The sequence below is a fragment of the Methylobacterium sp. WL18 genome, from assembly GCF_008040015.1.
Lineage (GTDB): Bacteria > Pseudomonadota > Alphaproteobacteria > Rhizobiales > Beijerinckiaceae > Methylobacterium > Methylobacterium mesophilicum.
The window spans coordinates 1-11,807 of sequence record NZ_VRVD01000088.1 but is presented as its reverse complement, the minus strand read 5'-3'; the positions used below and the strand labels follow the sequence as shown (position 1 = coordinate 11,807).

Here is an 11,807-nt window from a genome sequence, read left to right as displayed (position 1 = left end):
CGCCCGCGCCCCGCGCATGCCGCAGATCCACGAACTGCCGCCGATCGCCCAGAACCAGATCCTGGCGAATCGGGCCGCCGAGGAAGCCGCCCCGGAATCCAAGCGGACCTCGCTGCTGCGCCGTCTCGCCACCGTCGGCTTCGGCGGACGGCGGGACGACATGGAGGGCGTGCCCGCTCCCCGGGCCGCCGGCCCGGTGGCGCCGCAACCGCACCAAGGTCAGCAGCATATGGCTCAGCCCCAGTTGGCCCAGCCCCAGCTGAACCAGCCGCACGTGCCGGCTGCCCCGCGCGCTCCGCTTCCCGCGGCGCCGCAGTACCGGCCGGCCCAGGGCGGCCTCGACGCCCAGGGACGCGTTGCACCCCAGTCCCGGATGATGGACGACGATCAGCTCGAGATCCCGGCCTTCCTCCGCCGCCAGGCGAACTGACCGCTCGGAGCGAGCGACGACGAAAGAGGGGCCGGCGGGAAACCGCCGGCCCTTCGCGCTGCAGCGAAGCAACCCTTGGTTGCGAAATGTGAGGACTGGGGTCGCAGCAGGGTTAACGTTTGAGACGCTATCCCCAGCTGCGTGATGCATCCACGCCACAGAACGGCCACCGGTTAGCCACGCATTAACCAAGCTTTAAGCCTTTGTGCCATCAGGTTTTTAACCGCTCCGAACAACAAGCGTGTCTGTAACAGAGCGTAAGAATCCGTGATTTGGCTGCCCTGTGCGGTGCAGCTATAGACACTTCCAGACCAATGAGACGCGCTTCGGGACACAACCTGATAGCGCGGGTAGGGGCTTCAAGCAGCGGACGGATCGGACAGTTTCCTCACCATCCCCGGTCGGGATGGCGGACCTGATCGCGGCCGGGGGCTAATGAATGCGAACGCATAAACAGACGACCCTGAAGGGGCCGGTAACGCTCTCGGGAGTCGGGGTCCATTCCGGGAACCCGGCCGAGATTACTATCCGCCCCGCTCCGGCCAATCACGGAATCGCGTTTCTTCGGACCAGCACCACCCACGGCAACGACCGCCTGATCAAGGCGCATCACGCCCTGGTCTCCGCCACCGAACTCTGCACCGTCATCGGTGACGTCGAGACCGGTGCCGTCGCCACCATCGAGCATCTGATGTCGGCCCTCTACGGACTGGGGGTCGACAACGCCCTGGTCGAGATCGACGGGCCGGAAATGCCGATCCTCGACGGGTCCGCTCTCCAATTCGTTCAGGCCATCGACACGGCCGGGATCGCCTCCTGCGGCACCCCGCGCCGCTGGCTGAAGATCCTGCGCCACGTCCGCATCGAGACCGGCCGTGCCTTCGCCGAGCTGCGCCCGATCGACCGGGGCTTCCGCCTCGACGTGGAGATCGATTTCGACAGCCCGGTGATCGGCCGCTCGCGCAAGGCGATGGACCTGTCGCCCGCCACGTACCGCCGCGAGATCGCCGGCGCCCGCACCTTCGGGATGATGAAGGACGTGGAGCGCTACTGGAAAGCCGGCTTCGCGCTCGGTGCCTCGCTGGAGAACACCGTCGCGGTCGGCGAGACCGCGGTGGTCAATCCCGAGGGCCTGCGCTTCCCGGACGAGTTCGTCCGCCACAAGATCCTCGATGCGGTCGGCGACCTCGCGCTGGCCGGACTGCCGATCCAGGGCGCCTATCGCTCCTATTGCGGCGGCCACCGGATGAATGTCGGCGTGCTCTCCGCCCTGTTCGCGGACCGGTCCAACTACGCCATCATCGAGGCGCAGGGCTCGCGCCGCGAAGCCGTCCTTTCGGAACTCGGCGTCGGCCTCGGCATCGCCGCCTTCGCGGGCGATCTTTGACCCCCATTCTGTGACCCACGGGACACAGCTGGCAACCGATACGGTCTGCCGCGGCGTTGCCGCTTTCGTGCCCGAATCAACCGTCAGGGTTTAACGGTCCGTGAACGACGGGCACGGCCCGGTCGGGCCGGATCCACTCACGCGATGGCACGACGGCGCGGGACGTGCGCCGGTCCCGGGAAAGAGCGCCAGATGCCTGTCACCATTCGTCATCGCCGGGCGGCTGCCTTCATGGCGCCTCTCGTGGCCGTTCTCGGCCTGGGCCTCGGCGGCTGCGACTTCGACCCGACCAACCTGTTCGCCGAGAAGTACAAGCCCGAAGTCGTTCCGGATGTCCCCGCGGACAAGCTCTACAGCGAGGGCTTGGCCAAGCTTGAGGACAGCGACTACGAGGGCGCGGTCAAGAAATTCGATAGCCTCGACAAGCAGTACCAGTATTCCGAGTGGTCCCGGAAGGCGCTGCTCATGACGGCCTACGCCAACTATGAGGGCCAGAAGTACGACGACGCGATCAGCGCAGCGAAGCGGTACCTGCAGCGCCATCCGGCCAGCAAGGATGCCGCCTACGCGCAGTACCTGATGGCGATGTCGAACTACAAGCAGATCCCGGACGTGACCCGCGACCAAGACCGGTCCGAGAAGGCGCTGGTGGCCCTGCAGGAACTGGTCCAGAAGTACCCGACCTCCGAGTATTCGACGGACGCACGCTCGAAGATCCAGATCACCCGCGACCAGCTCGCCGGCAAGGAGATGGAGGTCGGCCGCTACTACCTGGAGCGGCGCAACTTCCCGGCCGCGATCAACCGGTTCCGCGACGTCGTCGCCAAGTACCAGACCACCCGCCACGCGGAAGAGGCGCTGGAGCGCCTGACCGAGGCGTACTGGGCGCTCGGCATCACCCAGGAGGCACAGAACTCCGCGGCGGTGCTGGGTCACAACTTCCCGGATAGCCCCTGGTACAAGGACGCGCATGCGCTCCTGGCCAAGGGCGGCGTCGAGCCCCGCGAGGAGAAGACCTCGTTCCTGTCCAAGATCTACCGGACCGTCACGGGCAAGACCGCCTCGGCCGAGTGATCGATCCGGCGGGTTTCGGCCTGCCGCCAGATGTCCCAAGGCCCGGAGCCGACGCTCCGGGCCTTTCTCGTCCGCGCAGACCCGCGTCACCGGAGATGCGCCGCGGCGCATTTTTGGGGTGAATCCGCGCCGCAGCGGCCTTATGTCTGCGGTCCCGTCCTCAGGAATCCCCGCCGCCGCATGCTGGCGCAGCTCGCGATCCGCGACATCGTTCTGATCGACAGGCTCGAACTGAATTTCCGGACAGGCCTCAGCGTCCTGACCGGGGAGACGGGTGCGGGCAAATCGATCCTGCTCGACGCCTTCGCCCTGGCCCTCGGTGGCCGCGGCGACGGTCGACTCGTGCGCCATGGCGAGCCGCAGGGCGGCGTCACCGCGGTGTTCGACCTCCCCCTGGATCATCCGGCCCGTCGAATCGCGACCGAGGCCGAGATCGACACCGAGGGCGACCTGATCCTGCGCCGGACCCAGATGGCTGACGGCCGTACCCGCGCCTTCGTCAACGACCAGCCCGTGGGCGTGCAGGTGTTGCGGGCGATCGGCGCCGCGCTCGTGGAGATCCACGGCCAGCACGACGACCGCGCGCTGGCCGACCCGGCCTCCCACCGGGCGATCCTCGACGCCTTCGGGGGCCTGCAATCGCAGCTCGTGAAGGTCGCGACGGCGGCCAAGGCCGTGCGCACGGCGCGCACGGAACTCGTCGAGCACCGAGCCCGCATCGAGGCGGCCCGCAAGGAGGCGGATTTCCTGCGCCACGCCGTGGAGGAACTCGCCACCTTGGCGCCCCAGCACGGCGAGGAGGCTCAGCTCGCCGAACGTCGCAGCGTCATGCAGCAATCGGAAAAGGTCGCCCGCGAGCTGAACGAGGCGCTGGACGCCGTCGGCGGACCGCATTCCGGCGTGCCGCACATTTCGGCCGCCCTGCGCAAGCTGGAGCGCCGGGCCGGGCAGCTCCCCGCCCTGATCGATCCCTGCGTCAACGCCCTCGACGCCGCCATGGTCGCCCTCGACGAGGCGCGGGCGGTCCTGGACGCGGCCGTCTCCGAGACCGAGTTCGACCCGCGCGACCTGGAGCGCGCGGAAGAGCGGCTGTTCGCGCTGCGCGCCGCCTCGCGGAAATACGACGTCCCGGCCGACGACCTCGCCGCCCTGGCGGAGCGCTACGCCGGCGAGGTCGCGAGCCTCGATGCCGGGGAGGCGGCCCTCGAAGGGCTCGAACAGGCCCGCGCCAAGGCTGAGTCCGCCTATGCCGAGGCGGCGGAAAAACTCAGCGCCGGCCGACGCCGGGCGGCCAAGCAGCTCGACTCGGCCGTGAAGGCCGAGCTGCCGCCGCTGAAGCTCGAGCGCGCCCGGTTCATCACCGAGATCGTCACCGACCCGGAGGCGCGCGATCCCGCCGGCATCGACCGGGTCGAGTTCTGGGCGCAAACCAACCCCGGCACGAAGCCCGGCCCGATGATGAAGGTCGCCTCCGGCGGTGAGTTGTCGCGCTTCATGCTGGCCCTGAAGGTCGTGCTCGCCGACAAGGGCTCCGCCCCGACTCTGATCTTCGACGAGATCGACACCGGGGTCGGGGGCGCGGTGGCCGACGCGATCGGCTTGCGCTTGGCCCGGCTCGCCGCCACCGTCCAGGTGGTGGCCGTGACCCACGCGCCCCAGGTCGCAGCCCGCGCGAGCACGCATTTCCTGATCGCCAAGGCCCCTGTGAAAGGCGCCGGCCGGGTCGCGACCCGAGTGGCGAGCCTGCCGGTCGCGGAGCGCCGCGAGGAGATCGCCCGGATGCTGGCCGGCGCCACGGTGACCGATGAGGCCCGGGCCGCGGCGGCCAGGCTGCTGCAAGGCGCAGATGCATGAACGCGCATCAACCTTAACCGTTTGTTGCGCGTAACGTTTCGTTAACCATTCTTGGCGAGACTGATCCCATCCCGGGACCGTGGTTCAGGAGCACGCGGTTGAAGGGCGGGAGGAAAACATGAAGCCGTCCATCGTCGCGTCCGAGGGGCGCGGGCATCCCGGTCGAGCCCTCAAGCAGGCGATCGACACGCATCAGCTCGGGCTGACGCTTCGTACGGTCTATGAGGGCAGCGTCGACACGCAGCCGATCACCGACACCCACGTCGAACTGCTCCTGCGCCTGCGCCAGAAAGAGCGGGAGCTGCGCCGGGTCGGCTGAAGCCGCGCCGCGACCGAATCCATATTCGCCCCGGCCAAGATTGCTTTCGCCCTGCGCTACCAGCGCCGCGAGCCCGGCCGCCGGCGATACTCCGCGGCCCGGATCTGCGTGAGGATCCGGTCGAGATCCACCAGAAGTTCGGCCTCCTCGCGGCGCGCCTGAGCGATCGCCTCGGCGTCGGTGCCGTAGCGCTGGCGCGCCTGCGCCAGGGTCAGCGCGCGCTCCACGGCCTCGCGGTCGGCGTGCAGGGCAAGCCATGCCGCATCGGGACCTTCCTGTGCGTCGGTCCCCTGATCATCCACGATCCGACTGCCTTCCTGGTCGCGCGGACGGCATCGCCGAGACGCCGCCACCGGGCTTGAACGCGCCAGCGCCCCAAACCGTGCCTTCGTGTCTGCGGCGCGATGTCATGCCGATGTCATCTCCCTGTCGTAACGCCCGGCCCATCGGGCGGCCGGCGCCGGGTCTCTTGGAAGACCGGCCGCACAGCTCTGCCGCGGGCATGGGCTTGCCGGCAGAGAGGCGCAGGCTCTCGCCCGACGGCTACGGAGATTCCCTTGAGACCCTTTGCTTACGCGCTCGCCGTCGGCCTCGCGACGGTCCAGCTGGCGTCCGCCGCACTCGCTGCCGACATCACGGGAGCCGGCGCCACCTTCCCGTTCCCGGTCTACTCCAAGTGGGCCGAAGCCTACCGCAAGGAGACCGGCTCGGGACTGAACTACCAGTCGATCGGTTCCGGCGGCGGCATCAAGCAGATCCAGGCCAAGACCGTCGATTTCGGCGCCACCGACGCCCCGCTCAAGGGCGAGCAGTTGGCCAAGGACGGACTCGTACAGTTCCCCACCGTGATGGGCGGCGTCGTGCCGGTGGTGAACATCGCCGGCCTCGAGCCCGGCAAGTTGAAACTCACCGGCGACATCCTGGCAGACATCTACGCCGGCAAGATCTCCAAGTGGAGCGACCCGCGGATCGCGAAGCTCAACGAGGGCGTGAAGCTCCCCGACGCCACCATCACCCCGGTCTACCGCTCCGACGCCTCGGGCACGACCAACATCTTCACCACCTACCTGTCCCAGGCCTCCGAGACCTGGAAGAAGGAATACGGCGCGGCCACGACGATCTCCTGGCCGGTCGGGCAGGGCGGCAAGGGCAACGAGGGCGTCACCGCCACCGTCAAGCAGGTACCGAACGCCATCGGCTACGTCGAATCCGCCTACGCCAAGCAGAACAAGCTCGCTTACGCCCTGTTGCAGAACAAGGCCGGCAAGTATCCGCAGCCGGACGACAAGGCGTTCCAGGCTGCCGCCGCCAGCGCCGACTGGAAGTCGGCCCCGGGCTTCGGCATCTCGCTGACCAACCAGCCGGGCGACGACGCGTGGCCGATCACGGCGGCGACCTTCATCCTGGTCCACAAGGAATCAGCGGATGCGGCAAAGGCCGCGGATACGCTGAAGTTCTTCGATTGGGCTTATAAGAACGGCGACAAACTCGCCGCGGACCTCGATTACGTGCCGCTGCCGGACAACGTCGTCGCCCTGATCCACGAAGAATGGAAAACCGTGAAGGGTAAGGACGGTAAGCCCGTCTTCAACATGTGAGTAAGAGGAGGGAGGGGGTTGAAGCCCCCTCCCTCGCATCGCGGCCCGCACCGCGCTACCACGCCTCCCTTCGCAGAGAATCGCGGATGTCCGCTTTGACCGAGACGATTGCCCTCGCCCGACCTCGCGCCGCTGCCACGCGCAAGGGACCGAGCCGGAGCCTCGACACCCTGTTCCGGGTCTGCTCCTACGGGGCCGCCCTGTTCGTGCTGATCGTGCTTGCCGGAATCCTGGGCTCGATCCTCTATGGCGGCTGGCCCGCCTTCCGGGAATTCGGCTTCGCCTTCCTGACCTCCAGCGCCTGGAACGTCGGGACCGAGCAGTACGGCTCCCTGGTCGCCGTGATCGGGACCGTGGCCTCGGCCACCCTGGCGCTCCTGATCGGCGTCCCGGTCTCCCTGGGGATCGCCGTCTACCTTACCCAGCTCTGCCCGGGCTGGGCCCGCAAGCCGGTGGCGATGACCATCGAGCTGCTCGCCGCGGTGCCGAGCATCATTTACGGCATGTGGGGCCTGTTCGTGTTCGCGCCGCTCTTCGCGCGCTTCGTCCAGATCCCGGTGTCGAACATCGTCGAGGGCATGCCGATCGTCGGCACGCTGTTCTACGCCCGGGTCCCGTCCGGGGTCGGCGTGTTCACCGCAGGCATCATCCTGGCGATCATGATCGTGCCGTTCATCGCCTCGATCGCCCGGGACATGCTCGACCAGATCCCGACCGTTCTGCGCGAGAGCGCCTACGGCATCGGTTGCACCACCTGGGAGGTGGTCCGCCACGTGCTGGTCCCGCAGGCCTCCGTCTCGATCATCGGCGCGATCATGCTCGGCCTCGGGCGCGCCCTCGGCGAGACGATGGCGGTGACCTTCGTGATCGGCAACGCCAACCGCCTCTCGGCCTCGATCTTCGACCCGAGCTCGACCATCGCGTCGCGCATCGCCAACGAGTTCAACGAGGCTGACGGACTTCAGCTCAACGCCCTGATGGCCCTGGGCTGCATTCTCTTCGTCATCACCTTCGTGGTGCTCATCATCGCCCGGCTGCTGACGCGCCGCGTCAAAGCTGCCTGAGGAGGGCTCACGATGGACGCGTCCAACCCCATGGCCCTCAACACCGCCGCGCCGCGCCGCTCCGGACGTGTCCGCCCCAGCCGGCGGATCGCCGACCGCGTGCTGCGCACCGCCTGCCTGGTCGCCACGATCGTGGGCGCCGTGGTGCTCGGTTCGATCCTGCTGATGCTGATCATCCAGGGCGTGCAGGGCTTCACGCCCGCCATGTTCATGCACCCGACCCCGGGGCCCGGCTCCGAGGGCGGCGGCATCGCCAACGCGATCCTGGGCAGCCTGGTGCTCACCGGAATCGGGATCACGGTCGCGACGCCGATCGGCGTCATGGCCGGGACCTACCTGGCCGAGTACGGCCGGTTCTCCAAGATCGCCGGGCTGATCCGCTTCCTCAACGACATCCTGCTCTCGGCACCGTCGATCCTGATCGGCCTGTTCGTCTACACCCTGATGGTCCGGCCGATGGGGACCTATTCGGGCTGGGCCGGCGGCGTGGCGCTCGCCATCATCGCGGTGCCGGTGATCGTGCGCACGACCGAGGACATGATGCGCCTGGTGCCCGGCACCCTGCGCGAGGCCGGGGCTGCGCTGGGCGCCCCGCCCTCGACGGTGATCATCAGCGTCACCTGGCGGGCGGCCTCGGCCGGCATCGTCACGGGGATCATCCTGGCGCTGGCCCGCATCGCCGGCGAGACGGCGCCGCTCCTGTTCACCGCGCTCAACAACAATTCGTGGTTCTCGCCCGACCTGATGGGCGGCGTCGCGAACCTCCCGGTCATGATCTACCAGTTCGCCCTCTCGCCCTATCCGAACTGGCAGAGCCTCGCCTGGGCCGGGGCGCTCCTCATCACCGCGACGATCCTGGTGCTGTCGATCATCGCCCGTCTCGTCATCAAGCCGCAGATGTCGCGCTAAGACCCTTCTCGAGGACACGACGATGAACGCCGCCTCCGCGATCCCCACGGTCGATCTCACCCGCAACCACGCCAACGAGGGCGGTGCGGTCCGGATCGCCGTGAAGGGCCTCAACTTCTACTACGGCAGCTTCCACGGGCTGAAGAACGTGGACATCAACTTCCACGACCGGCAGGTCACGGCCCTAATCGGACCGTCCGGCTGCGGCAAGTCCACCCTGCTGCGCTGCTTCAACCGGATCTACAGCCTCTACCCGGAGCAGCGGGCCGAGGGTCAGATCATGCTCGACGGCCAGAACGTGCTCGATCCGTCCGTCGACTTGAACGATCTGCGCGCGCGGATCGGCATGGTCTTCCAAAAGCCGACGCCGTTCCCGATGTCGATCTACGACAACGTGGCCTTCGGGCTGCGCCTTTACGAGAAGCTGCCGAAATCCGAGCTCGACGGGCGGGTGGAGCAGGCTTTGCGCAAGTCCGCCCTCTGGGACGAGGTGAAGGACAAGCTGCGCCAGGCCGGCACCGGCCTCTCCGGCGGCCAGCAGCAGCGCCTGTGCATCGCCCGCACCGTGGCCCAGAGCCCGGAGGTTATCCTGTTCGACGAGCCAACCTCGGCGCTCGACCCGATCTCCACGGGCCGCATCGAGGAGTTGATCGAGCAACTGCGCGACGAATTCACCATCGTGATCGTCACGCACAACATGCAGCAGGCTGCCCGCATCTCGCAGTTCACCGCCTTCATGTATCTGGGTGAGTTGATCGAGTTCGGCCCGACCAACCGGATGTTCATGAATCCTGTCGAGCAACGCACCCAGGATTACATCACCGGCCGGTTCGGCTAAGCAATTCGCTTAAGAGTTGAGTACCGGATCGGCACATGTCGACCCGCCGATTTCAAGACGAGGGGCCGCGCCCGATCGGAAGACGACCGGGCGCTACTCCGAGACATGCTGCGTTGATCTGGGAACATCGGCCTATTCCGATTGTTTGTCGTCGCATACCGAAAGCCGATCCGCTCCGCATCATGACGTGAACTACGCAAGGGACTGGGTACCGGGAAACGCACATCGGTATCCGTGATCGCAGCGGCGGGTTTCCGCCAGACCTCGCGGATCAAGGTTTGCGGGACGCCATCGAAGGATCCACCATGCCCGGCCATATCGTCAGTTCTTACGACACCGACCTGGATGACCTCCGCCGCTCGATCTCCGAGATGGGCGGCGTCGCCGAGAAGATGGCCGCCGAGGCGACCGACGCCCTGGTCCGCCGGGACGATACGCTCGCCCAGGCGGTGATCCTCGCCGACAAGCGCCTCGACGCGCTCCAGCGCGACATCGAGGAGCGGGCAGTCCTGCTCATCGCCCGGCGCCAGCCGCTGGCGATCGATCTGCGCGAGACCATCTCGGCGATCCGCGTCTCCGGCGATCTGGAGCGGATCGGCGATCTCGCCAAGAACGTCGCCAAGCGGGTCGTCGCGATCTCCGATCAGGCGCCCGCGCAGAAGATCGTGCTGGGCGTGCGCCATATGAGCGACCTGGCGGAAGCCCAGCTCAAGGACATCCTCGACGCCTATGCCAGCCGCGACATCAAGGCGGCCTACGATGTCTGGGAGCGGGACGGCGAGATCGACGCCCTGTACAATTCGCTGTTCCGCGAACTCCTCACCTACATGATGGAAGATCCGCGCAACATCTCGTTCTGCACGCACCTGCTGTTCTGCGCGAAGAACGTCGAGCGCATCGGCGACCATACGACCAACATCGCCGAGACGATCCACTACCTCGCCACCGGCGAGACGCTGGCGGGGGAGCGGCCGAAGAACGACGCGTCGAACTATGCGACGGTCGGGCCCTCCGCCCCGGCCCCGTGACATGCGGGTCGCGGTGCCTCTGCAGCGCGCACTCCACCTCGTGGGACAAATCCCGAGTGGAGTGGCGCGTGGGTTGAGGGATTGCGGCGCCTACTGCACCATCGGCGCGTCCGGGCCCTCCGGCGCGGTTGAGTCGATGCGTGCCGAATTCGGAACAGGTTATCGAACGTGAGCATGCAAGTCCTGATCGTCGAGGACGAGGAGGCGTTGACCACCCTGCTGCGCTACAACCTGGAGGCCGAGGGCTTCCTGGTAGATTCGGCGAGCCGCGGTGACGACGCGGAACTGCTCCTGGCCGAGCGCACGCCCGACCTGGTCCTGCTCGACTGGATGCTGCCCGGCCTCTCCGGCATCGAGCTGTGCCGTCGCATCCGGGCCCGACGCGAGACCGAGCGGCTGCCGGTGATCATGCTCACCGCTCGCGGCGAGGAGGGCGACCGGGTCCGCGGGCTCGGGACCGGCGCGGACGACTACATCGTCAAGCCGTTCTCGGTGCCGGAACTGCTGGCCCGGGTTCGGGCGCTGCTGCGCCGGGCCAAGCCGGCCCACGTCGCCGACCGTCTGGCCGCGGGCGACATCGAGCTCGACCGCTCCGGCCACCGGGTCCGACGCGCCGGCGAGGAACTCCATCTCGGACCGACCGAATTCCGGCTGCTCGAATTCCTGATGCTGGCGCCGGGCCGGGTGTTTTCCCGGGAACAGCTCCTCGATGGAGTCTGGGGCCACGACGTCTATATCGACGAGCGCACCGTGGACGTGCATGTCGGGCGTTTGCGCAAAGCGCTCAACGCCCCGCGGCAGGCCGACCCGATCCGCACCGTGCGGGGCTCGGGCTATGCCTTCGACGAAACGTTTTCCCTCGAAGCCTGAACCCTTCCTGCTCGTCGCAATCAGCGCACCAGCGCCGCGCTCTTGCCGGACGCGGCCGGCACCGCCTCCAAGGCCGCCAGCACCGTTCCCTCGGTGAGGATCTGCGGCAGCACCTGCGGCTCCCCAGCGCCCGTGTAGAGTAGGTACAGCGGCACGCCGCTGCGCCCATGCGCCTCAAGCAGGCGGGTGATCTCGGGGTTCTGGTTGGTCCAGTCGCCCTTCAGGTAGGTGACGCTCCGATCCTTCATGGCGGCCCGCACGGCCTTCGTGGACAGCGAGGTCGTCTCGTTGACCGCGCAGGTGATGCACCAGGCGGCGGTCATGTTCACGAAGACCGGCCGCCGCGCGTTCACCAGGGCGTCGAGACGCGCCTGCGTGAACGGCTCGACGCCGTCGGCGGCGGCCTGGGCGGCGGGCACGGCCCGGTCGCGATCGA

The 11,807-nt window shown here is 67.8% G+C and carries 12 protein-coding genes and 1 pseudogene; 11 read left to right on the top strand and 2 right to left on the bottom strand.

Going from position 1 to position 11,807, the window contains the following annotated elements; translation table 11 throughout:
- The 5 genes and pseudogenes from FV228_RS09880 to FV228_RS09860 form a co-directional block, all read left to right on the top strand.
- Positions 1-430, top strand: a pseudogene (locus FV228_RS09880) (cell division protein FtsZ); the annotation flags it as partial.
- A 439-nt stretch (positions 431-869) separates the two neighbouring features.
- Complete coding sequence (gene lpxC, locus FV228_RS09875; protein ID WP_147854463.1) at positions 870-1,817, top strand: UDP-3-O-acyl-N-acetylglucosamine deacetylase; 948 nt, start codon at positions 870-872, stop codon at positions 1,815-1,817.
- Positions 1,818-2,009: 192 nt separating this feature from the next.
- Positions 2,010-2,891, top strand: coding sequence for an outer membrane protein assembly factor BamD (locus FV228_RS09870; RefSeq protein WP_147854462.1), 882 nt, complete (start codon positions 2,010-2,012; stop codon positions 2,889-2,891).
- A gap of 180 nt (positions 2,892-3,071) precedes the next feature.
- Positions 3,072-4,745, top strand: a complete 1,674-nt coding sequence (gene recN, locus FV228_RS09865) for a DNA repair protein RecN (RefSeq protein ID WP_147854461.1) — start codon at positions 3,072-3,074, stop codon at positions 4,743-4,745.
- A 118-nt stretch (positions 4,746-4,863) separates the two neighbouring features.
- Positions 4,864-5,064, top strand: coding sequence for a hypothetical protein (locus FV228_RS09860; RefSeq protein WP_147854460.1), 201 nt, complete (start codon positions 4,864-4,866; stop codon positions 5,062-5,064).
- A gap of 56 nt (positions 5,065-5,120) precedes the next feature.
- On the opposite strand, the gene FV228_RS09855 is transcribed toward FV228_RS09860, so the two are convergent.
- Positions 5,121-5,366 (bottom strand): hypothetical protein, encoded by a 246-nt coding sequence (locus FV228_RS09855; protein ID WP_147854459.1) that lies wholly within the window; start codon positions 5,364-5,366, stop codon positions 5,121-5,123.
- A 255-nt stretch (positions 5,367-5,621) separates the two neighbouring features.
- Here FV228_RS09855 and pstS point away from each other — a divergent pair, with 255 nt between their 5' ends.
- The 6 genes from pstS (at position 5,622) to phoB (ending at position 11,371) form a co-directional block, all read left to right on the top strand.
- Positions 5,622-6,662, top strand: a complete 1,041-nt coding sequence (pstS, locus tag FV228_RS09850) for a phosphate ABC transporter substrate-binding protein PstS (RefSeq protein ID WP_147854458.1) — start codon at positions 5,622-5,624, stop codon at positions 6,660-6,662.
- 86 nt (positions 6,663-6,748) lie between these two features.
- A complete protein-coding gene (pstC, locus tag FV228_RS09845) occupies positions 6,749-7,726 on the top strand; it encodes a phosphate ABC transporter permease subunit PstC (protein WP_147854457.1) in 978 nt (325 codons plus the stop codon).
- Between the two features lie 12 nt (positions 7,727-7,738).
- On the top strand, positions 7,739-8,635 hold the full coding sequence (pstA, locus tag FV228_RS09840) for a phosphate ABC transporter permease PstA (protein WP_147854456.1): 897 nt from the start codon (positions 7,739-7,741) through the stop codon (positions 8,633-8,635).
- Positions 8,636-8,657: 22 nt separating this feature from the next.
- Entirely contained in the window at positions 8,658-9,473 is an 816-nt protein-coding gene (gene pstB, locus FV228_RS09835; protein WP_147854455.1) for a phosphate ABC transporter ATP-binding protein PstB, read from the top strand.
- 305 nt (positions 9,474-9,778) lie between these two features.
- Positions 9,779-10,501, top strand: coding sequence for a phosphate signaling complex protein PhoU (gene phoU / locus FV228_RS09830; protein WP_147854454.1), 723 nt, complete (start codon positions 9,779-9,781; stop codon positions 10,499-10,501).
- A gap of 174 nt (positions 10,502-10,675) precedes the next feature.
- Complete coding sequence (gene phoB / locus FV228_RS09825; RefSeq protein WP_147854464.1) at positions 10,676-11,371, top strand: phosphate regulon transcriptional regulator PhoB; 696 nt, start codon at positions 10,676-10,678, stop codon at positions 11,369-11,371.
- A 20-nt stretch (positions 11,372-11,391) separates the two neighbouring features.
- On the opposite strand, the gene FV228_RS09820 is transcribed toward phoB, so the two are convergent.
- A partial coding sequence (locus FV228_RS09820; protein ID WP_187277689.1) for a thioredoxin family protein occupies positions 11,392-11,807 on the bottom strand: 416 nt, incomplete at its 5' end.